The organism is Hyphomonas sp., assembly GCF_046313735.1.
GTDB lineage: Bacteria > Pseudomonadota > Alphaproteobacteria > Caulobacterales > Hyphomonadaceae > Hyphomonas.
Genome location: NZ_JBKBXW010000003.1, coordinates 21,695 through 41,516, shown reverse-complemented (window position 1 = coordinate 41,516; position 19,822 = coordinate 21,695). Strand labels below are relative to the sequence as shown.

Annotated in this window: 20 protein-coding genes; 12 read left to right on the top strand and 8 right to left on the bottom strand. The window is 66.6% G+C overall.

Annotated features, from left to right (window positions below; genetic code table 11):
* Window positions 1-94: 94 nt before the first annotated feature.
* On the bottom strand, window positions 95-2,479 hold the full coding sequence (locus ACK4SV_RS02390; RefSeq protein WP_409916193.1) for a transketolase: 2,385 nt from the start codon (window positions 2,477-2,479) through the stop codon (window positions 95-97).
* A 150-nt stretch (window positions 2,480-2,629) separates the two neighbouring features.
* Between ACK4SV_RS02390 and ACK4SV_RS02385 the strand changes: the two genes are divergently transcribed.
* Window positions 2,630-3,058 carry a nuclear transport factor 2 family protein gene (locus ACK4SV_RS02385; RefSeq protein ID WP_409916192.1) on the top strand — a complete coding sequence of 143 codons (429 nt, stop codon included), beginning with the start codon at window positions 2,630-2,632 and terminating at the stop codon, window positions 3,056-3,058.
* A gap of 7 nt (window positions 3,059-3,065) precedes the next feature.
* Here the strand turns inward: ACK4SV_RS02385 and ACK4SV_RS02380 are convergent, their stop codons facing one another.
* Window positions 3,066-3,389, bottom strand: a complete 324-nt coding sequence (locus tag ACK4SV_RS02380; protein WP_409916191.1) for a hypothetical protein — start codon at window positions 3,387-3,389, stop codon at window positions 3,066-3,068.
* Between the two features lie 112 nt (window positions 3,390-3,501).
* Between ACK4SV_RS02380 and murI the strand changes: the two genes are divergently transcribed.
* Complete coding sequence (gene murI / locus ACK4SV_RS02375; RefSeq protein WP_409916190.1) at window positions 3,502-4,374, top strand: glutamate racemase; 873 nt, start codon at window positions 3,502-3,504, stop codon at window positions 4,372-4,374.
* On the opposite strand, the gene ACK4SV_RS02370 is transcribed toward murI, so the two are convergent.
* Complete coding sequence (locus tag ACK4SV_RS02370; RefSeq protein ID WP_409916189.1) at window positions 4,317-5,513, bottom strand: type III PLP-dependent enzyme; 1,197 nt, start codon at window positions 5,511-5,513, stop codon at window positions 4,317-4,319. The genes murI and ACK4SV_RS02370 overlap by 58 nt on opposite strands.
* A 306-nt stretch (window positions 5,514-5,819) precedes the next feature.
* Between ACK4SV_RS02370 and ACK4SV_RS02365 the strand changes: the two genes are divergently transcribed.
* A complete protein-coding gene (locus tag ACK4SV_RS02365) occupies window positions 5,820-6,920 on the top strand; it encodes a substrate-binding domain-containing protein (RefSeq protein WP_409916188.1) in 1,101 nt (366 codons plus the stop codon).
* A gap of 4 nt (window positions 6,921-6,924) precedes the next feature.
* Here ACK4SV_RS02365 and ACK4SV_RS02360 read toward each other — a convergent pair whose 3' ends face one another.
* Window positions 6,925-8,031 (bottom strand): glycosyltransferase family 4 protein, encoded by a 1,107-nt coding sequence (locus ACK4SV_RS02360; protein ID WP_409916187.1) that lies wholly within the window; start codon window positions 8,029-8,031, stop codon window positions 6,925-6,927.
* Between the two features lie 192 nt (window positions 8,032-8,223).
* On the opposite strand from ACK4SV_RS02360, the gene putA reads away from it, so the two are divergent.
* Both putA and ACK4SV_RS02350 read left to right on the top strand, forming a co-directional pair.
* Window positions 8,224-11,358: a bifunctional proline dehydrogenase/L-glutamate gamma-semialdehyde dehydrogenase PutA gene (gene putA / locus ACK4SV_RS02355; protein ID WP_409916186.1), complete on the top strand. Its 3,135-nt coding sequence runs from the start codon at window positions 8,224-8,226 to the stop codon at window positions 11,356-11,358.
* Window positions 11,359-11,372: 14 nt separating this feature from the next.
* On the top strand, window positions 11,373-12,227 hold the full coding sequence (locus ACK4SV_RS02350) for a DUF3298 and DUF4163 domain-containing protein (protein WP_409916185.1): 855 nt from the start codon (window positions 11,373-11,375) through the stop codon (window positions 12,225-12,227).
* A gap of 9 nt (window positions 12,228-12,236) precedes the next feature.
* Here the strand turns inward: ACK4SV_RS02350 and ACK4SV_RS02345 are convergent, their stop codons facing one another.
* On the bottom strand, window positions 12,237-12,674 hold the full coding sequence (locus ACK4SV_RS02345) for a DUF6265 family protein (protein ID WP_409916184.1): 438 nt from the start codon (window positions 12,672-12,674) through the stop codon (window positions 12,237-12,239).
* A gap of 94 nt (window positions 12,675-12,768) precedes the next feature.
* Complete coding sequence (locus ACK4SV_RS02340; protein WP_409916183.1) at window positions 12,769-13,464, bottom strand: hypothetical protein; 696 nt, start codon at window positions 13,462-13,464, stop codon at window positions 12,769-12,771.
* Window positions 13,465-13,645: 181 nt separating this feature from the next.
* Between ACK4SV_RS02340 and ACK4SV_RS02335 the strand changes: the two genes are divergently transcribed.
* The 3 genes from ACK4SV_RS02335 to ACK4SV_RS02325 all read left to right on the top strand — a co-directional run bounded on the left by ACK4SV_RS02335 (window position 13,646) and on the right by ACK4SV_RS02325 (window position 15,182).
* Window positions 13,646-14,566 carry a formylglycine-generating enzyme family protein gene (locus ACK4SV_RS02335; RefSeq protein ID WP_409916182.1) on the top strand — a complete coding sequence of 307 codons (921 nt, stop codon included), beginning with the start codon at window positions 13,646-13,648 and terminating at the stop codon, window positions 14,564-14,566.
* Between the two features lie 65 nt (window positions 14,567-14,631).
* Complete coding sequence (locus ACK4SV_RS02330) at window positions 14,632-14,856, top strand: DUF433 domain-containing protein (protein WP_409916181.1); 225 nt, start codon at window positions 14,632-14,634, stop codon at window positions 14,854-14,856.
* Entirely contained in the window at window positions 14,853-15,182 is a 330-nt protein-coding gene (locus tag ACK4SV_RS02325) for a DUF5615 family PIN-like protein (RefSeq protein ID WP_409916180.1), read from the top strand. The genes ACK4SV_RS02330 and ACK4SV_RS02325 overlap by 4 nt, the downstream gene beginning before the upstream one ends.
* A 47-nt stretch (window positions 15,183-15,229) precedes the next feature.
* On the opposite strand, the gene ACK4SV_RS02320 is transcribed toward ACK4SV_RS02325, so the two are convergent.
* Both ACK4SV_RS02320 and ACK4SV_RS02315 read right to left on the bottom strand, forming a co-directional pair.
* A complete protein-coding gene (locus ACK4SV_RS02320) occupies window positions 15,230-15,658 on the bottom strand; it encodes a PaaI family thioesterase (RefSeq protein ID WP_409916179.1) in 429 nt (142 codons plus the stop codon).
* Complete coding sequence (locus ACK4SV_RS02315; RefSeq protein ID WP_409916178.1) at window positions 15,655-16,143, bottom strand: PaaI family thioesterase; 489 nt, start codon at window positions 16,141-16,143, stop codon at window positions 15,655-15,657. The genes ACK4SV_RS02320 and ACK4SV_RS02315 overlap by 4 nt, the downstream gene beginning before the upstream one ends.
* 117 nt (window positions 16,144-16,260) lie before the next feature.
* On the opposite strand from ACK4SV_RS02315, the gene ACK4SV_RS02310 reads away from it, so the two are divergent.
* From ACK4SV_RS02310 to ACK4SV_RS02295, 4 genes are all read left to right on the top strand, one after another.
* A complete protein-coding gene (locus tag ACK4SV_RS02310; protein ID WP_409916177.1) occupies window positions 16,261-17,592 on the top strand; it encodes a flavin-containing monooxygenase in 1,332 nt (443 codons plus the stop codon).
* A complete protein-coding gene (locus ACK4SV_RS02305) occupies window positions 17,589-18,287 on the top strand; it encodes a M23 family metallopeptidase (protein WP_409916176.1) in 699 nt (232 codons plus the stop codon). Before ACK4SV_RS02310 ends, ACK4SV_RS02305 begins: the two co-directional genes overlap by 4 nt.
* A gap of 29 nt (window positions 18,288-18,316) precedes the next feature.
* Window positions 18,317-19,021 (top strand): DUF6498-containing protein, encoded by a 705-nt coding sequence (locus tag ACK4SV_RS02300; RefSeq protein ID WP_409916175.1) that lies wholly within the window; start codon window positions 18,317-18,319, stop codon window positions 19,019-19,021.
* Window positions 19,022-19,139: 118 nt separating this feature from the next.
* Window positions 19,140-19,772, top strand: a complete 633-nt coding sequence (locus ACK4SV_RS02295) for a trimeric intracellular cation channel family protein (protein WP_409916174.1) — start codon at window positions 19,140-19,142, stop codon at window positions 19,770-19,772.
* The last annotated feature ends 50 nt before the right edge of the window (window positions 19,773-19,822 follow it).

Sequence of the window (19,822 nt, the reverse complement as noted above, 5' to 3'; positions counted from 1 at the left end):
CTTAAAGTAAAGATCAGGTTCCGGAGGTCCTGCAGATTTCACCGATCTGATCTGCTCCTCTGTAGCAATTGCTGCAGATTGCAGGCATCTCCCGTTACAGCCGCCGCCCCGGGCTCAGCCGGCTGGCGGCCGCGACGATGGCGTCGGCGTCAATCATGAAGTGGCGGTAGAGATCGCGGATGGTCCCGGTCTGGCCGAAATGTTCGACACCCAGCGGCGTCACGCCATGCCCCTTCACCCCGCCGATCCAGGCGAGCGTCGCCGGGTGGCCATCGGTCACGGTGATCAGCTGCGCATGGCGCGGCACGCCCTCCATCAGCCGCTCGATCTGGCTCACGGCCCCTTCCTGCCCGCGCGCCCGCGCGCGCCGCGCCGCCGTCCAGCCGGAGTTCAGCCGGTCCGCCGAGGTCACCGCCAGCACGCCAATGTCCCGGCGCCCCTCGCCGATGCGGGCGGCCGCGCGGATCGCTTCGGGCGCAATCACGCCCTGATAGGCGATGACAACTTCGGCGTTCGGCCCCGGCGGTTTGAGCCAGTAGCCGCCATCAATCACGCCTTGCCGGAAGGCCGCGTCCTCGCGGGGCCGTGCGCGCACCTGTTCCACCGGCCGGGTCGACAAACGCAAGTATACGGAGCCTCCGGTCTCGTCGCGCAGCCAGGTGCGCTCATCCGGATCGCCCTCGCCGTCGCGCTGCAGGTAATCAAACGCCCAGTCCATGATGATCGAGAGCTCATCGAGGAAAGCCGGCTCGAAGGAGACCAGCCCATCCTGGCTCATGCCGATGAGTTGCGCCCCGATGGACTGGTGCGCCCCGCCTTCGGGCGCCAGCGTCACCCCGCTCGGCGTGCCCGCGATGATGAAGCGCGCATCCTGGTAACAGGCATAGTTCAGCGCATCGAGGCCGCGCGCCACGAACGGGTCATACACCGTCCCGATGGGAATGAGCCGCTCACCGAACAGGGAATGCGACAGGCCCGCCGCGCCCAGCAGCAGGAACAGGTTCATCTCCGCAATGCCGAGCTCGATATGCTGGCCTTCCGGCGTGAACGCCCATTTCTGCGCCGACGGAATCTTCTCTTCACGGAAGGTATCGCCCACGGCTTCCCGCGCAAACAGCCCGCGCCGGTTCACCCATCCCCCAAGGTTGGTGGAGACGGTCACATCCGGCGATGTCGTCACGATCCGCCGGGCAAGCTCGCTGTCGCCGCGCGCCAGCGCGTCAAGGATCTTGCCGAAGCCCGCCTGCGTCGAGAGCATCTCGTCATCAAGGAATACAGGTCCGGGGGAGGGCAGCTGCGGCGCGCTCCAGCGGCGCGGGCCGGCCGCAAAGAACGGCACTTCGCTGAGCGCGGCGCGGAAAGCGGCTTCATCCTCAATGGTCGCAAAAGGCTCCCATTCCTCGCCCTCGCCCACGCCCATGGCGCGCTGGAACTCCGCCATCTGCGCCTTGGTCATCAGCCCGGCATGATTGTCCTTGTGCCCGGCCAGCGGCGTGCCCCAGCCCTTGATCGTATAGGCCAGGAACACCGTAGGCTGATCATCCTGCGCCCGCCCGAACGCCTCGCGCAGCGTTTCAAGGCACTGGCCGCCCAGATTGTTCATCAGTTCACTGAGCTCTGCATCGCTGCGCCGCTCGATCAGCGCCGTCACATCGCCCTGGTCGCCAATATCGTCCAGCAGGCGTCTGCGCCAGGCAGCCCCGCCCAGATAAGTCAGCGCCGAATAGAGCGAATTGGGGCACGCCTCGATCCACCCCTTCAGCCGCTCGCCGCCGGGCTCGGCAAACGCCGCCCGCTGCAGCGCGCCAAAGCGCAGCACTTCCACCCGCCAGCCAAAGGCACGGAAGATCGCCTCGATCCGCGCCCACAGCCCCTCATGCACCACCCCGTCAAGGCTCTGCCGGTTATAGTCGATGATCCACCAGCAATTGCGCAGGCCGTGCTTCCAGCCCTCCTGCAGGCATTCATAGATGTTGCCTTCATCAAGCTCTGCGTCGCCCACCAGCGCAATCATCCGCCCCGGCGGCCTCGTGCCCGCCCCAAGCTCCGTCCACGGACGAGCGAGCAGATAGTCCTGCATCATCGCGGCAAAGGCCGTGATCGCGACGCCCAGCCCGACCGATCCGGTCGAGAAGTCCACATCATCAATATCCTTCGTCCGCGAAGGATAGGACTGCGCGCCGCCATAGCCGCGAAAGTTTTCCAGCTTCTCGCGCGTCTGGCTCCCCATCAGGTAATGCATCGCATGGAACACGGGCGCGGCATGGGGCTTCACCGCCACGCGGTCTTCAGGCCGCAGCACATCGAAATACAGCGCCGTCAGGATCGAGACGATGGACGCGCAGCTCGCCTGGTGCCCGCCCACCTTGACATCATCGTCCGCCTTCTCGCGCAGGTGATTGGCAGTGTGCACCGTCCACGCCGCCAGCCATAAGAGGCGCTGCTCAATCGTCTTCAACTGCTCAAGGGAAAGGGGCATGGGTTTCGGCCATCCGGCGGGTTTTGGGGCAAGACCGTTCGCCTAGATCAGGATGCGCGCCAAGTCCATCCATGCCCCCGCTGCGCCTTGGCGCAGGCCGGGGATGGGTCTAACCTCACACCAGACAAAAACGGGGGAAGGGACGATACGATGACAGACCTGGCAGAGCGCCGCATCCAGACCGTGCGCGACCATATGGCTATGGAAGTCACCCATGACTGGGACGGCGTCATCGCCACCTTCGACCATCCCCGTTACGAGCTCTACGGCTCCGGCGCGGTGTTCGACGGCGAAGCGCAGGTGCGGAAATATTTCGCGGCCTCGCGCACGCCCTTCCCCGATCAGGGCAACGAGATCATCGCCATCGCCCATGCGGAGGAAACCGTACTGGTCGAGTTCTGGCTGACGGGCACCCATCTTGGCCCCCTGTCGGCCGGCGGGCGCACGATCGAGGCGACCGGGCGCAGCTTCCGGGTCCGCATGGCGGCGAGTTTCGAATTTGCCCCGGGCAGCGACCGCATCCTGTGCGAGCGGCCTTACTTCGATCAGGGCGCCGTCCTGCGCGCCCTCGACATCTGATGCCGCCTCAGCCCTCGCGGCGGCGGGCCTGGTCGAACAGGTCGGTCAGCATGGCGCCGGGGCGGTTGGCCATGTGGTGATACCAGTCCGGCATCGCCTGGATCATGCCGGCGGCATCGGCCCAGCGGCGGATATTGGCGTCGGCGGTCAGCTGGAACGCCTCGCGCAGGTAGTTCTCGTCGGCCCCGTCAAAGCCGTTCGACAGGTCGATCGAGGCGAAGCTCATCATGCTTTTCTGCATCGTCAGCATCGTGTCGAGCGAGGCCGCTGTCAGGGCGAGAGACGCCTTCCAGGGCGAGATCCACAGGTCAAACATGGCTTTCCTGTCCATTAACTTTTCCCTTCTCGGATACGACACTTTTGTGCAGCGCACAACAAATCCCTTGCCAGTTCCGTGCCGCCGCCCTGTTTCTGCCGCCGGACAATGGTTTTAATCAGCGCTGATGAGCCCGGATGCGCCCCTTGCCTTTGATCCGTCGCCCGCACGCGGGCGCGTTCTGGTCTTCGATTCCGGCGTCGGCGGGCTCACCGTGGCCGCCGAGATCCGCGCGCTCGCCCCGCGACTTGCGGTTCATTATGCGGCCGATACCGGCTTCTTCCCCTATGGCGATAAGCCGGACGCGGCGCTGCGCGCGCGTCTGCCCGCAGTGGCGCGCGCGCTGGTGGCGGCGGCCCGGCCGGATGTATTCGTCATCGCCTGCAACACCGCGAGCACGCTGGCGCTGGCAGAGGTGCGCGCCGCGCTCGATATCCCGGTCGTCGGCACCGTGCCTGCCATCAAGCCCGCCGCGCGGCTGACCGAGACGGGCACGATCGGCCTCCTCGCCACGCCCGGCACGATAAGCCGCGCCTACACCGCAGGGCTGATCGCGGACTTCGCGCAGGGCAAACGCGTGCTCCTGCATGGCAGCCTCGATCTCGTCCGCCTCGCCGAGGCCCATGCGCGCGGCGAGGATGTGCCCGCCGAAGCCTTCGCCGCGGCCCAGGCGCCCCTCTATGCGCAGGAATGCGGCGACGCCATCGACACGGTCGTCCTCGCCTGCACGCATTTCCCGCTCGTGCGCGGCCAGCTGATCGCCACCGCGCCGCATCCTGTCAGCTTCATCGATTCTGGCGCGGCCATCGCCCGCCAGACCATCCGTGTCCTGCCTGAACGGGAAACGTCCGGCGGGCAGGGAGGGATGGGATACCTCACCAGCCCGCCGGACGCGGAAGAGGGGATTGTCCGTGTGCTGAGGCGCTACGGTTTCCCGGAGCTTCAGTTCGTCGCCATCGACCCGATGGAGATGACCTCTGCGCCTTCAGCCGAGGAATAGAGCGACGGCCAGGGCGCGTCCTGCACCACGGCCACTTCGGATTCGCCGAAGCCGTTGAACCGGGTCGCCATCGAGCGGCCATAGGCGCCGATATTGCCGAACTCGATATAGTCGCCCTCAGTCAGCCCGCCCGGCAGCCAGACTTTCTCCGGCAGCATGTCGGTCGAATCGCAGGTCGGTCCGTAGACGGTATATTCCTTCATGCGGCCAAGGCGGCGGCCATCGCCGGCAATCGCCCGCATCGGGAATTCCCAGCGCTCATGCACCGCGTCATAGAGCGAGCCATACGAGCCGTCATTGATGTAGATCGCATCGCCCTTCGACAGGTCGACGCGCACCAGGAGGCTCTCGCCCTCGGCCACCAGTGCCCGGCCCGGCTCGCACCACAGCTCGGCGTTCTCCAGAACGAACATGTTCTCGAACGAGCGCATCACCATGGCGACATAGTCTTCCATCGCCGGGGGCGTCTTGTCGGCATAGATAGCCGGGAAGCCGCCGCCGACATCCACGATGTCCACGGTCACGCCGGCATCGATGATGATGCGGCTGGCGTCCGCCATCGCGGAGGCCCAGGCCGACGGCTTCATCGCCTGGCTGCCGACATGGAACGACACGCCGAGCTCGTCGGCATAGCGACGCGCGATGCGGAGGATTTCCGCAGCCTCGCCGGCCTCTGCGCCGAACTTGCCTGACAGCGGCAGGGCCGAGCCCTCGCAGGAGACAGCAATCCGTACAAGGATCGTCAGGTCGCGGGCATGGCCCGTCTCCTCGAGGATCTTGTGCAGCTCTGCCACCGTGTCGGTGACGAAGATGCGCACGCCGAATTCGTGATAGGCGCGGCGGATCGCGCGGCGCGGTTTCACAGGGTGCAGGAAGGCAATCCGCGCGTCCGGGAACCGGCCGTGGATCAGCTCGATCTCACGCTCGGACGCGGCGTCAAAGCTGCGGATGCCCGCCTCCCACAGCGCGTCGAGCACGTGCGGAGCCGGGTTCACCTTCACGGCATAGAAGGCCTGCGCCGGGAAGTTCTCGACGAACCAGCGGGCAGCCGCCGTCACGCGCTCCGGACGGAAGCAGAATACGGGCACCTCAGGCTGAACCTGACGGGCAATATGATACGGGGTCGCGTAAGTGTGCATGACACCTAACCTCCAAAGGGCTTCAAACCAGCTTTGGGCGTTAGTACAGGGGGCCCCCCTTTTTGTCGGGTTAGCCCAGATGTCCGCCACATCGAATTTTCAGGGCTCCAGTTAGTGCACAATGCCCGGGCGCGCAAGCAGAAATTTTGCCTGCTACACACCTCTGTCACAAAAAGGTAACAGAAATCCGCGTGAAAGGCTTGCAAACTCCTGTAAAAGGTGCCCCCACAGCCGCACACCAGAGGCGCGCCCGCATGGGCTCCTGCGCCGCCGGTCCCGGCGGCTGGGCTTGCCGGAGGTTTCCCGATGTTCACCCGAATTGCCCGCGCGCTTGGCGCTGCTGCCCTGATCCTGTCGGCCGCGGCCTGTGGAGAGACCGACCTGTCGAGGCTGGAGATGGACCCCGCAGTCAAGCCCGTGCCGGCCATCGCCGAGGGGCAGAAGATCAAGATTGTCGGCTCCTCCACCGTCGCGCCCTTCTCGCGCACGGTCGCAGAGCGATTCGGCGCGGTCACGCGCTTCTCCACCCCCATCGTGGAATCGACCGGCACCGGCGGCGGCTTCCGCGCCTTCTGCGAAGGGGCCGGCCCGCTCCACGCCTCGATCGCAAACGCCTCGCGCCCGATCACCCCGTCGGAGATCGACCTCTGCGCCCGCAACGGCGTCACCGGCATCGCCGAAGTCGCGATGGGCTTTGACGGCATCGTCATGGCCGTCTCCACCTCCGGCCCCGATTACCGGATGACGCTGGAACAGCTCTATCTCGCCCTTGCCGCCGAAATCCCGGACGGGCAGGGCGGTTTCATTCCGAACCCTTATAGCCGCTGGAGCGAGATCTCGCCCGACCTTCCCGACACTCAGATCACCGTCTTCGGCCAGCCGCCAACCTCCGGCACGCGCGACGCCTTTGTCGAGCTCGCGATGGAGCCCGGCGCCCGCGCCATCCCGCAGATGGAAGCCCTGCGCGCGGAAAACCGCGACCTCTTCCGCGACAAGACCCACACCCTGCGCACCGATGGCCGCTGGATCGATTTCGGCGAGCACGACTCCGCCATCATCCAGTCATTGATCCGCTCGCCGGACGCCCTCGGCGTGCTCGGCTTCTCCTTCCTCGAGCAGAATGCCGACCGGATCAAAGGCACCTGGTTTGACGGCGTCGAGCCGACCTTCGACAATATCGCCTCAGGCGATTACGGCCTCGCCCGGCTGATCTATTTCTACGTCAAGGAACAGAACCTGCCGCTGGTCGACGGGCTCGCCGAATTCGTCGCCTTCTCGGTCGATGACGGCGCCATCGGCGATGAAGGCTACCTGCTGGAACGCGGCCTCATCCCGTTGCCGGTGGAGCGGATGCAGGAACAGCAGGCGCTTGCCGCCCGCATGAAAACCCTCGCCGGCGCCTACTGATCCTTCAGAAGCCCGGCCCGGCGGGCGTGCGCCGGCGGCGGATGCGGATTTTCTGCCAGAAGCGCTTGCGCTCCGGTGCGGGCAAGGGCTGCAGGTTTTCTAGGAACGCCTCGGCGCAGGCCCGCCAGCTATAGGTCTCGGCATAGGCGCGGCAGGTTTCCCGCGACAGGCCGAGGCAATCGAGCGCGCCCTGGCGCAGGTCGCCGTCCAGCGGCGTGATCGTGCCGGCGCCGGAGCCGGGGATCACATCGCGCGGGCCGGTTGCGTCATAGGCGGCCACCGGCGTGCCCGTGGCCATCGCCTCCAGCACGACCAGGCCGAACGTATCGGTCAGGCTCGGGAAAACGAACACATCCGCGCTGGCATAATGGCGGGCAAGATCCTCGCCGAACTTCGCGCCGAGGAACACCGCTTCCTTGTATTTCTTCTTCAGCTCTTCCAGCTGCGGCCCGTCGCCGACGATCACCTTGGTGCCCGGCAGGTCCAGCTCGGCGAAGGCCTCGATATTCTTCTCCACCGCCACCCGGCCGACATTCAGGAAGATCGGCCGTTTCAGCCCCTCGAACGGATCGCCCGGCTGGCCTTCCTCGATGCGCAGCGACGGATTGAACATCTCGGTGTCCACTCCCCGGCTCCAGGCAACGAGGTTGATGAACCGCTGCTGGCGCAGCTCGTCCAGAAGCGAGGGCGTCGCCACCATTACCTTGCCGGAATATTTGTGGAACCAGCGCACGAAGGAATAGCCCCAGCTGACGGGGATGGGGATGCGGGCCGAGACATATTCGGGAAAGCGCGTGTGATAGGCGGTCGAGAAGGGGTGTTTCTCGGTCAGGCACACCGCCCGCCCCGCCATGCCGAGCGTGCCTTCGGTGGCGATATGCACGGCATCGGGCTCGAATTCATCGAACCGCTCGCGGATCTTGCGGCGGGCGAACAGCGCCAGCTTGATCTCCGGATAGGTCGGCAGCGGCATGGTCATGAAGCCATCGCCGGGGTGCACGATCTCCCAGACATGGCCCATGGCCTCGGTTTCGGCGACGACGCGCTTCATAGTGCGCACGACGCCATTGACCTGTGGGTCCCATGCGTCGGTGACGAGCATGATGCGCATGCCGGCTCCCTGGTGACAGCCCCCCGCGGGCCGATTGCGGCGCCAATGTGGCGGGCTTGGGCGGGGGCGTAAAGGGGGGCAACTGCGGCTCGGCGGTTTCCTGCCGATCCGCGCGAGGAGGGATATGCCCATGCGCAGACTGCGCTATAAGCGGCAGGATATTGCCCTTGCCGCGCCAGAGAGGCCAATCTCATGCCCGATACCGCCCCGCCCCGCCCCCTTGACTGGGACGCGCTGGACGCCCTGAAATTCGCCGATGAGGAAGCCCTGCTGGAGGCGCTGCTGAAAGAGGGCGTCGTGCCCCCGCCGGTGCGCGAAGGCGCGGTGCGCAGGGGCCGCGAGCTTGTCCGCATCGCCCGGTCGCGCGGGCGCCGCAAGGGGATGATGGAGAGCTTCCTTGAGGAGTTCGGCCTGACCAATTCCGAAGGCCTCGCGCTCATGTGCCTTGCCGAGGCGCTACTGCGCGTGCCTGATGCCGAGACCCGCGACGACCTGATCGCCGAGAAGATCCGATCCGGCGACTGGGGCGCCCATAAGGGCCAGTCGGACTCATGGCTCGTCAACGCCTCCACCTGGGGGCTGATGCTGACCGGCCGCGTCATCGGCGCGCCCGACAGCGCACGCGGCGGGGCGGGCAGTTTCGTTTCCGGCCTCATCCGCCAGAGCGGCGAGCCGGTGATCCGCGCCGCGATGATGCAGGCCATGCGCATCATGGGCGAACAGTTCGTCCTTGGGCGGACGGTCGAGGAAGCGCTGAAGCGTGGCCGCCGGATGGTCAAGGCGGGCGAGGCGGCGCATTTCAGCTTTGACATGCTGGGCGAAGGCGCGCGCACGGCGGCAGATGCGGCGCGCTATTACAAGGCCTATGAAGCCGCTATCGCCGCCGTCGCCGCCGGCAAGGACAAGGCCGAGGCGCCGGAGAACGTCAACGGCATCTCGGTGAAACTCTCGGCGCTGCATCCGCGCTATCTCGCCATCAAGGAAGCCCGCGTGATGGCGGAGCTTTACCCGAAAGTGCTCGCCCTGTGCGAGGCGGCGGCGAAAGCGAATATCGGGCTTTGCCTCGATGCGGAGGAAGCTCACCGGCTGGTCATCAGCCTGAAGATTTTTGAGAGGCTTGCGCGCGAGCCCTCCCTGGAAGGCTGGACCGGGCTGGGCTTGGCCGTGCAGGCCTATCAGAAACGCGCCCGCGCGGTCATCCGCCATCTGACGGATTTGTCGCAAGCGACTGGCCGGCGGTTCATGGTGCGCCTTGTCAAGGGCGCCTATTGGGACAGCGAAATCAAGCACGCCCAGGTCGAGGGTTTCCCGAACTTCCCGGTCTTCACCACCAAGCAGGGGACGGATGTTCACTACCTCGCCTGCGCGCGCGACATGCTGGCCGCTTCGCCCGTGATCTATCCCTGCTTTGCGACGCATAATGCCCACACGCTCGCCGCCGTTGACCTGATGGCCGAGGCTGCCGGGGTGAGCGCTTATGAATTCCAGCGCCTGCACGGCATGGGCGAGCCGCTCTATGAGGCCGCAGAGGCGGGCAGGCGCGTGCGCGTCTATGCGCCCGTCGGCGCGCATGAGGATCTCTTGCCCTATCTCGTCCGCCGCCTTCTGGAGAATGGCGCGAATACGAGTTTCGTTCACTCTTTCCTCGATGAAGATGTGCCGCCCGAACAGGTGGTGGCCGATCCGATTGCCAGGATCGAGGCCGGCCCGCGCCGGCATCCGCGCATCCCCACCCCGCCGCGCCTTTATGGCGCCGGGCGGCGCAATTCCCTCGGCCATGATCTCAGCCAGTCGGGCGTACGCGGACAATTCGCTGCCGCGCTGGAAGCCCTCGATGATGGCCCGGCCTTCGCGGCGGGGCCGATCGTTTCCGGCGAAGCGATCACTGGCGGCGGAGAGCTCGTCCGGATGCCCGCCGAGACCGGACGGGCGCTCGGCGCGGTGAAGGAAGCCGATGAGGCCGCCATCTCCCGCACGCTGGAGGCGGCTGCCGCCTTCCAGCCGGAATGGGACCAGATGGGCGGGGCAAAGCGCGCCGAATACCTGCACGCCATGGCCGATGCGATGGAGGCGAATGCCGCGCGCCTCATCGCGCTCATGGCGCGCGAGGCGGGCAAGACGCTGCCCGATGGCATCGCCGAAGTGCGCGAGGCCGTCGATTTCTGCCGCTATTATGCCGCGCAGGCCGAAGCCGAGTTCACAACTCCCCTGCGCCTGCCGGGGCCGACAGGGGAGACCAACCATCTCTCCTTGCACGGACGAGGTGTGTTCGCCTGTATCAGCCCGTGGAATTTCCCGCTGGCAATTTTTACGGGCCAGATTGCCGCCGCGCTGGCGGCTGGTAACACCGTCGCCGCCAAGCCCGCCGAGCAGGCGCCTTTGATCGCGTTCGAGGCTGTGCGCCTGTTCCACCGGGCGGGGCTGCCTGCCGATGCCCTGCACCTGTTGCCGGGCCGGGGCGAGACAGTCGGCGCCGCTCTGGTCAGCGACCTTCGCGTTTCCGGCGTCTGCTTCACCGGGGGCACATCGACTGCGCGGCTGATCAACCGGGCGCTGGCCGGGCGCGACGGGCCCATCATTCCGCTGATCGCGGAGACCGGCGGCCTCAACGGCCTGTTCGTGGATACAACCGCGCTGCGCGAGCAGGTGATCGACGACATGATCGTCTCCGCCTTCGGCTCGGCTGGCCAGCGCTGCTCGGCCCTGCGGATCGCCTTCATCCCTCATGCGACCGCCGACCATCTGATCGAGGGGCTGATCGGGGCGATGAACGAGCTGGCGCTGGGCGACCCGGCCCTCGGCGAGACCGACATTGGCCCGGTGATCGATGCCGACGCCCGCAAGATGCTGGAGGCCCACCTTGCCCGCATGAAGGCGGAGGCAAAGCTGCTGCACCAGGTGGATGCCGGGGCGCTGGGCGAGGCCGGCCATGGCTTCGGCCCGGCGCTGGTGGAGCTATCCTCGCTGGACCAGATCAGCGAGGAAACCTTCGGCCCGGTGCTGCATATCCTGCGCTATGATCCCGATGACATTGCCGCCGTCGGCGCGGCGCTGAAAGCCAAGGGATATGGCCTGACGCTGGGCGTGCATTCGCGGCTGGAGAGTTTCCATGCGGCGGTGAAAGCCGCCATGCCGGCGGGCAACACCTATGTGAACCGGTCCATGATTGGCGCGGTCGTCGGCGTGCAGCCTTTCGGCGGGGAGGGGCTGTCCGGCACCGGCCCGAAGGCAGGCGGGCCGCATTACCTCCATCGATTTGCCACAGAACGGGTGGTAACAGTCAACATCACCGCCCAGGGCGGCGACCCCGAACTCCTGAGCCTCTGAAGAGGAAGACCCCGATGATCCGTTCCCTGATGACCCTCTCCATGGCTGCCCTGATGCTGGCGGCTTGTTCCCCGGGCGAGGCGGGTGGCCCTGCAGACGGCGCAGAGCAGGCCGCCGCGCCCGCCGCCCTGCCAGCGAGCCTCGGCAGCCCGGCGGCGGAAATCCGCAATGATCACTTCAACGGCCTTGCCGTGGCCGATCCGCGCATCGCCGCGTTTGATCCGGCCCTCGCCGAACGCCTGATGGCGCAGGCGCGAGAGGCGCTGGAGGAGATGGACGCCGCCGCCACCCGCGACCAGGCCGAATGGGCCGAAGCCGAGGCCGAAGAGCCGCAGGGCTGGACCTTCCGGCCCTATGAAATGGAAATCCGCTACCGCGTGACGGCAGAAGGCTTCGGCCTTCTGAGCCTGCAGATGGACACCTATGTGAACTCCGGCGGCGCGCATCCGAACTATGCGCTCGGCGGGGCGGTCTATGCGGCCGGGGCGAGCCAGCCTGTGCCGATCAGCGCGATCATCGCCGAGCCGGAAAGATTCGGCGCGGGCCTGAAAGCGAAGCTGGTGAACGCGAAGATCGAACGCGGCTACAGTGAGGAAAGCCGCGCCTATGTGACCGATCAGGTGGAAGAGATCCTCGGCAGCGATATGTCCGCCGGCACCGACTGGGCCGAGACTTTCGTGCTGCAGGCCTCCACCGAGGAGGGCCTGTTCGGCGGGCTGACGGTCTTGTTCTCGCCCTATGATGTCGGCCCCTATGCGGAGGGGAGTTACGAGATCACCTTCACCGCCGATGACCTTGAGGGCCTGCTGACGCCGGACTGGGCGGCCCGCTTTGGCGGCGAACCGGTGATCCCCGCCGAAGGGCCCTGACCCAAGGCCCTAGCACCGCCGGAAATTATACGTCACCGCCCGCGTGCCATCGAGGCGCGAGACGGTGGCGTTCAGGCGCCGTCCATCGCGCTGATAGGTGACGCGCTGGGGGAAATCATGCGCCGCATTCTCGAAGGTGATGGTGTTGCGCGCGCGGCTGGTCTCGGTGAACTGCGAGGGGCCGAAGCCGCCCGGATAGGCGTTGAACACCGCCGGGGGGCCAAGGTCGATCCGCGTCTGCTCGAAGAAGGTGGCGGCGCGGCCTTCAAGGTTGAGCGCATAGCCGAACATGTGGCCGAACTCATTGCCCGTCCACACTTCGCGGTAGGTGCGGTCCTCGGTGCGCCAGCAGCCGGTCATCCAGTCGAGCGAATCCTGCGCCGACGCTGCCGGCGCGCTGGCGCAGGCGGCGAGGCCGAGGGTCAGGGCGGCGAGGGCGTGTTTCATGGGGGGCGGGCCTCCTGGGCGGGGTCGGGTGGTCTCAGCCGCCAAGATAGCAGGAACCGCAGCGGCGGGAACCCGCCTTGCTGATGCGCCGCTGTCAGGAGGTATTGGGGGCGGGCAGGGGCGGAAGCGTGCGGATGGCGGCCTCGTTCAGCTGCCAGAGCAGGCCGGACAGGCCGGAGGGGAAAGGCGCCATCACTTCCAGGATGTGGAAGGTATCGATGGGGTCGGCTGGCGGCGGCACTTCAGCCGCGCGGCGGGCCTGGAGGCGGCGCCAGCGCGCGGCCAGCGGCACGGGATTGGCGGCAGCGCGCTCCAGCGCCTCCAGCCGACGCAGGAAGCGGGCGAGGGTGCGGGCTTCTGACGTGTGGCGGGGCGGGGCGTCTGTACGGGCGGGGAAGGCGGCGGCGGCGAAGGGGAGGCTGCCGGTCTTGCGCGGGGCGGGGTCCGTCATGCGGAATGTGGGGCGGGAGGGGGCGTGTGGGCCGGGCTTGGGCGGTTGCTGGCTGGCCGGGCTGGCCGTGGCGGCGGGGCGCGGGGGCGCTGTTGGAGGCTTTGCTTCCGGCTCCGGCAGGGTGGCGGCGATGATCATCACCGCGCGGCGCAGGGCGGCTTCGGCGGGCAGCAGGAAATCGGCGAGGATGTGCCGGCGCAGGCGGGCGGTGAACCGGGCTGCGCCATCCATACGTGTACGGATAATCCGGATCAGCCCCTCGACAAACACCCGCGCCGAGCCGAGCAGCGCATCGGCGGCGTCGTCGGGAGATTGAAGGGGCAGGGGCGCATCCGTCATGGCTGCTAGTATACCCCGGCCCGGAAGGGGTAGGATAAGTTTGCATGATTTTCTTTCAGAGGGTTGATTGGAAACGGATTTATTTTGCGCGGGTGTTGGATAAGCCCCACCGCCCGGGCGGATGACAGAGGCCGCGTACTCAGGTTAGTCTGGCCGGGAACAACGGGAAAAGAGGAAGCGCGTGGCGAAGATCTTCATTTCACACCGGCGGGCAGGGCTGGCGCTGCTGATCGGGGCGGGGCTGTCTGCGGCCTCAGCGCTGGCGGGCGGAGCGCCTGTGCCGGAGGTGCCTCAGCCCGAGCCGCTGCTGACGGAGGCCGAGCCCGCCACCGCGCCGATCGGGCATCCGAGGCTGCGCGTGGGCGAGGTGTTCCGCGACGTGTTCCTGACGGGGCGCGGGGCGGGGCCTGAACTGGTGGTGCTGCCGCCGGGGCGGTTCATCATGGGCTCGCCGGAGACCGAGCCGGGGCGGGAGGCGGGCGAGGGGCCGCAGCGGGAGGTGGAGATCGGCTACCTGCTGGCCGTGGGCAAGTATGAGGTGACCTGGGACGAGTGGAGCCTCTGCGTTGCGGATGGGGCCTGCGAAGCGGAGTTCCAGAGCGATCACGGCTTTGGCCGGGGCCGCCGCCCAGTGATCGAGGTGAGCTGGGAACATGCGCAGGAGTACGCAAGGTGGCTGAGCAAACGGACGGGGCAGCCCTACCGGCTGCTGAGCGAGGCCGAATGGGAATATGCCGCGCGGGCGGGCAGCGAGGGGCCGTGGAGCTTTGGCGAGGATATGAGCCAGATCGGCGAGTATGGCTGGTATTCGCTGAATGCGGAGTCCATGACCCATCCGGTGGGCCAGAAGGCGCCGAACGCGTTTGGCCTCTATGACATGCACGGCAATGTCGTGGAATGGGTCGAGGATTGCTGGGCGGACAGCTATGAGGGCGCCCCGGTAGACGGCTCGGCCTGGACAGAGGGCGACTGCACCGACCGGGTGATGCGCGGCGGCTCCTGGCGCACCAATCCGCGGTTCCTGCGCTCGGCCTTCCGCTTCAGCACCGCATGGAGCTTCCGCCACACCCATATCGGCTTCCGCGTCGCGCGGACGCTGTAGGGGGCGGGGCGCTGTTGGAGCCTGCCGGCATTGACCTTCCCCGGTGATCTGGAGATAGTCCGGGCATGGCCTGGCAGGACATCATCACCTTCGAGGCTGGCAAACGCGCCGGCAAACCGTGTATCCGGGGATTGCGGATCACGGTGTATGATATTCTTGAATATCTCGCGGGCGGCATGAGTCCGGAAGACATCGTCGCGGATTTTCCCGAACTTGAGCTGACGGATATCCGGGCTGCCCTTGCCTATGCTGCCGACCGGGAGCGGCGGCTGGCAGGCAGCGCGGCTTGAGTTTCCTGATTGACGAGAACCTCTCCTGGCGTCTCGTGCGGATGCTGGAAGAGGACTTTCCGGGCTGCCGGCATGTCACGGCCTGCGGCCTTGAGCGCGCCGATGATGCCGCCGTCTGGGCCTTTGCCCGGGCAAACGCCCTCGCCATCCTGTCCAAGGATGATGACCTGCTGGCCCTTGTCGAGGCCCGGGGGGCGCCGCCGAAACTTGTCTGGTTACGGATGGGGAATGTTTCGACGGGGGAGATCGCCGGGGCGATTCGTCTGAATGCCGAGTTGATCCAGAGCTTTCTTTCCGGCGCGGACGCGGTTCTCGAGATACCATGATGGGCACCCGGATGCGCCCTCGTGCATCGGGCGTGACGGAAGGGGGGTCAGTCCGAGGCCACCATGAAGTGGGCGTTGATGGCGGAGATGGGGTCGGCGCGGTTTTGTTGCCAGGCTTCGGCGCGGACGGAGGCCATGCGGCGGCCCATCTTGAGGACATAGGCGCGGGCGTAGAGGTCCTGGGCGTGGCCCTGGCGGAGATAGTCGATGGTGAGGTTCATCGGCCGGGGCGGGCGGGGCATGTCGGAGACGAGGAAGACCTGCAGCATCGCCGTCAGCTCGAGGAAGGAGGCGATCGCCCCGCCATGCAGGGCGGCGATGGTGACATTGCCGATCAGCTTGTCCTGGAAGGGGAGGATGGCGGTCATCTCATCCCCGCGCACATCGCAGCGCATGCCAAGCGTGCGGGCGAAGGGCATGGCGGCGAGGATGCGGTTGATTTCCTCCGCCCGCGGATTGGTCAGCTCCGGCGTCATGCGGGCGTGCTTTCTTTCGGGCCGCCGCCGAAGCGGGGCTTGTTGATGGCGAACGCGCCGGCAGCGGTGGCGATCATCCGGTCGCGCGTCTCGTGATAGGCCCAGGCGCGGGTGAAGCAGACCGAGCGGGTGAGGTGGTAGCATTCGGCCTCGCCGATGATGTCGAGGCCCTTGGTGGCGGGGCGCATATAGTCGATGCGCAGGTCGATGGTGGCGACGAAGCGGAGCTTGGTCATCGCCGAGGTGCAGGCCATGCCGCAGAGATTGTCGAGGAAGGTGGTGATGACGCCGCCATGGATGACGCCGGTTTCAGGGTCGCCGACGAGGTGCTCGGCCCAGGGCTGGACGCCCCAGACATGGCCGCGCTCGATATTCGTGACGCGGAAGCCGACCTCATTGCCCCAGGGGACGACGCTGTTCATCATCTCCACATGCTCGCGCATCGCGCGGGCGATGCGGTCGGGGTCTTCTGTCTCACTCGTCATCTTGCTGCCTTAACCCGGCGTCGGGATTTGACGCTCCGTTCCTGCCGGATAACATCAGGCAGACGGGAATGAAACGGGACAGGCGATAAAGCCCCCATCCGTGCGGAGGCAAGGCAAATGGCAATGGGCGCTGCGGCGAAACCGAAGACGTGCATCATCGGGGCGGGATGTTCCGGCTTCACGATGGCCAAACGGCTGAAGGATCTCGGCCTGCCTTATGACTGCTTTGAAAAATCAGACAATATTGGCGGCAACTGGTATTACAACAATCCCAATGGGGTCTCCTCCTGCTACCAGTCGCTGCATATCGACACGTCCAAATGGCGCCTGGCGTTCGAGGATTATCCTGTGCCGGAAGATTGGCCGGATTTTCCCCATCATGCCCAGATCCTGCAGTATTTCCATGACTATGTGGACCATTTCGGGCTGCGGGGCACGATCACGTTCAACACGGCGGTGACCGATGTGGCCGACCTACCGGGCGGGCGCTACCGGGTGACGCTGTCGACCGGGGAGAGCCGCGATTATGACGCCGTGTGCGTGGCGAACGGGCATCATTGGGATGCGCGCACGCCGACCTATTCGGGCGAATTCAACGGCTATCAGATCCATTCCCACTATTACCGCGACCCGTTCGAGCCGTATGACTTCCGGGGCAAGCGCGTAATGATCGTGGGCGCGGGCAATTCGGCGATGGATATTTCCTCGGAACTGTCCCAGCGGCCGATTGCCGAGAAGCTGTTCATCTCCATGCGCCGGGGCGTGTGGGTGCTGCCGAAATACATGGACGGGCGGCCCGCCGACAAGGCTGTGCTGCCGGCCTGGATGCCGGCGAGCCTTGGCCGGTCGCTGGCCAAGAAGAAGATCAAGCAGACCATCGGCAATATGGAAGATTATGGCCTGCCCAAGCCGGACCATGAGCCGCTGGAAGGCCACCCCTCCGTCTCCGGAGAATTCCTGACGCGGGTGGGGTGCGGCGACATCACGCCGAAACCCGGCATCGAGCGGCTGGACGGGGACGGGGTCGTCTTCACCGATGGCACGCGCGAGCAGATTGACGCGATCGTCTGGGCGACGGGCTACAACACGACCTTCCCCTTCTTCAGGCAGGACGCGCTGACGCCGAAGGACAATGTGTTCCCGCTCTACAAGCGGATGGTGCAGCCGGGGCGGGAGACCTTGTTCTTCCTGGGCCTTGCCCAGCCGCTGCCGACGCTGGTGAACTTTGCCGAGCAGCAGTCGAAACTGGTGGCCGCAGCGCTCGAAGGGCGCTATGCCTTCCCGTCGAAGGACGAGATGATCCGCGTGACCCGCGAGGATGAGGAGGCTCATCTTGGCCATTTCTATGACAGCCCGCGCCACCGGATGCAGGTGGACTTCAACCTCTATTGCAGGGACCTGATGAAAGAGATCGAGCGCGGGGCGAAACGGGCGAAGGTCGGCGCGTGAGGGCTGGCGGGCGGCTGATCCTGGCGGCGCTGCTTGCGCTGTTCATGGCGGCCTGCGCCTCCTCGCGCCCCTCACCGATCATCCTGCGGATGCCGCCGGTGGATTATGGCCCGCCGGGGGATGCGCGCAACCCGGCGCAGGGGCCGTTCCAGCCCAACCAGTTCCTGCGGCTTTGTCCGGGTACGCACATATCGAATGCGCCGCCGGCGGATCCGGAGCGCTGGGTGCGGGAGTTTCATCCCGTGATCGTGGCCTTCGGCGTCGTTCTGGCGACCGTGCCCACCAATGATGTGTGCCTGACCTCCGGCTTCGGCCTGCGCGGCGGTACGATGCATTCCGGGATTGATGTGGCGAGCCGGCCGCCGGGCACCGTTTATTCCGCCGGGCCGGGGCGGATCGTGGAGGCGCGCAGCTCATCCGGCTACGGACTGAATGTTGTGATTGATCACGGGCGGGGCGTCTATACCCGCTATGCCCATCTTGACTGGTTCGCCCCCGGCATTGCGCCGGGCGTCAGCATCGGCTTTGGCCATCCGCTGGGCCAGATGGGCGCCACCGGCAACGCGACCGCGCCGCATCTGCATTACGAGATCCTGACCGGGAATATCGACAATCCGCGCGGCAGTTTCGGCCTGACGGCGCATAATCCGCTGAACTTCCCGCCCTATGACTGGGCAGCCTCGCCGGGAAGCTGACGCAGCGGCGAGGCGAAGGGGCACGCGGCATGGAGACACCAAATCAGAGGGCGGGGAAGGCGGGCGGCCTCGGCGCGGCGCTGAAGGGCGTGTTCTCTCCGGCCGTCCTCGCACGGACGTATCAGGACCCGCTGGCGCTCGCCAATCTGGGGGTGGACCTGCTGCCGGTGGTGGCGGTGCTCAGCTTCGGATGGGGCGCGGCGCCGCTGGTGGCGCTCTACTGGCTGGAAAACCTCGTCATCGGGGTGTTCACGATTCTCAGGATGCTGGCGGCGGGCACGCAGAACGGGGTGTTCGGCCTGGGCGGCGCGCTGTTCATGTCAGCCTTCTTTACCGTGCATTATGGCATGTTCTGCTTCGGGCACGGCGTGTTCCTCTATACATTTGCGGGGCATACGGACTTTCCGGGGCCGTCGGAGCTGGTCAGCTGGGCGGCAGGCAGCGGCGCGCATATGGGGCTGTTCCTGGCGGCGATCGCGGCGGTGAACCTGGCGGTGTACCTGCGCGACTATATCGGGCGGGGCGAGTTCCGGCGCACGGAGATCAGCGCTGAGATGGGCGCGCCCTATGGGCGGATCGTGACGCTGCACATCGCGATCATCCTCGGCGCGGGGCTGACGATGGGGCTGGGCGAGCCGCTGCTGGGCGTGCTCCTGCTGATCGTGCTGCGCGTGGTGTTCGGCATGGTGCTGACGGTGGGGAGACGGCTGAAGCTGGAGGGGGCGGGGGCGTAAGGGGCGCCTGTTTCCTGTTCCATGTCATCCCGGCGGACGCCGGGAGGGCAGGCGGCGAGCAGTTGACGCCCTGCGCGGCCTCGCCCATGCCTTCCGGGCATGCTGAGGGAGCTTTGCCATGACGCCGATCCTGTTCCTGGACTATGCGGGGATTGCCGTGTTTGCGGCGACCGGGGCGCTTGCGGCGTCGCGGAAGCAGATGGACATTATCGGCTTTGTCTTCTTCGCCGCCTTCACGGGCGTGGGCGGGGGGACGGTGCGCGACCTGATCCTGGATGTGCCGGTGTTCTGGGTGGTCAATCATGACTACCTGCTGATCTGCGCGGTGACGGCGATCCTCGTCTATTTCACCGCGCACCTGTTTGAGTCGCGATACCGGCTGCTGCTCTGGCTCGATGCAATGGGGCTGGCGGCCTACTGCGTGTTCGGCGCGTGGAAGGCGATGATGGTAACGGGCTCGCCGGTCATCGCGGTGGTGATGGGGATGATCACGGCGAGCTTCGGCGGCATCCTGCGCGACCTGCTGGCGGGGGAGCCGTCCGTGCTGCTGCGGCCGGAGATCTACATCACGGCGGCGCTGGCGGGGGCGGGGGTGTATACCGGGCTGCACCTGATGGGCCTGCCGCTGATGGCGGCGGCGCTGCCGGGGGTGGCGGCGGCGTTCCTGATCCGGGCCGGGGCGCTTAAATTCGGCTGGTCGTTCCCGCCCTACAAGGCGAAGCCGGGGCGGCGGCCGGAAGATATTCCGTGAACGGTTTAATGGCGGGCGGGGCGGCCCTCACCTCCCACCGCCTTCGGCGG

What these genes read in the sequence shown, in the direction of transcription:
- ACK4SV_RS02390 (WP_409916193.1), bottom strand. Translation starts at nt 2,479, where the DNA reads ATGCCCCTTTCCCTTGAGCAGTTGAAGACGATTGAGCAGCGCCTCTTA.
- ACK4SV_RS02385 (WP_409916192.1), top strand. Translation starts at nt 2,630, where the DNA reads ATGACAGACCTGGCAGAGCGCCGCATCCAGACCGTGCGCGACCATATG.
- ACK4SV_RS02380 (WP_409916191.1), bottom strand. Translation starts at nt 3,389, where the DNA reads ATGGACAGGAAAGCCATGTTTGACCTGTGGATCTCGCCCTGGAAGGCG.
- murI (WP_409916190.1), top strand. Translation starts at nt 3,502, where the DNA reads ATGAGCCCGGATGCGCCCCTTGCCTTTGATCCGTCGCCCGCACGCGGG.
- ACK4SV_RS02370 (WP_409916189.1), bottom strand. Translation starts at nt 5,513, where the DNA reads ATGCACACTTACGCGACCCCGTATCATATTGCCCGTCAGGTTCAGCCT.
- ACK4SV_RS02365 (WP_409916188.1), top strand. Translation starts at nt 5,820, where the DNA reads ATGTTCACCCGAATTGCCCGCGCGCTTGGCGCTGCTGCCCTGATCCTG.
- ACK4SV_RS02360 (WP_409916187.1), bottom strand. Translation starts at nt 8,031, where the DNA reads ATGCGCATCATGCTCGTCACCGACGCATGGGACCCACAGGTCAATGGC.
- putA (WP_409916186.1), top strand. Translation starts at nt 8,224, where the DNA reads ATGCCCGATACCGCCCCGCCCCGCCCCCTTGACTGGGACGCGCTGGAC.
- ACK4SV_RS02350 (WP_409916185.1), top strand. Translation starts at nt 11,373, where the DNA reads ATGATCCGTTCCCTGATGACCCTCTCCATGGCTGCCCTGATGCTGGCG.
- ACK4SV_RS02345 (WP_409916184.1), bottom strand. Translation starts at nt 12,674, where the DNA reads ATGAAACACGCCCTCGCCGCCCTGACCCTCGGCCTCGCCGCCTGCGCC.
- ACK4SV_RS02340 (WP_409916183.1), bottom strand. Translation starts at nt 13,464, where the DNA reads ATGACGGATGCGCCCCTGCCCCTTCAATCTCCCGACGACGCCGCCGAT.
- ACK4SV_RS02330 (WP_409916181.1), top strand. Translation starts at nt 14,632, where the DNA reads ATGGCCTGGCAGGACATCATCACCTTCGAGGCTGGCAAACGCGCCGGC.
- ACK4SV_RS02320 (WP_409916179.1), bottom strand. Translation starts at nt 15,658, where the DNA reads ATGACGCCGGAGCTGACCAATCCGCGGGCGGAGGAAATCAACCGCATC.
- ACK4SV_RS02315 (WP_409916178.1), bottom strand. Translation starts at nt 16,143, where the DNA reads ATGACGAGTGAGACAGAAGACCCCGACCGCATCGCCCGCGCGATGCGC.
- ACK4SV_RS02310 (WP_409916177.1), top strand. Translation starts at nt 16,261, where the DNA reads ATGGCAATGGGCGCTGCGGCGAAACCGAAGACGTGCATCATCGGGGCG.
- ACK4SV_RS02300 (WP_409916175.1), top strand. Translation starts at nt 18,317, where the DNA reads ATGGAGACACCAAATCAGAGGGCGGGGAAGGCGGGCGGCCTCGGCGCG.
- ACK4SV_RS02295 (WP_409916174.1), top strand. Translation starts at nt 19,140, where the DNA reads ATGACGCCGATCCTGTTCCTGGACTATGCGGGGATTGCCGTGTTTGCG.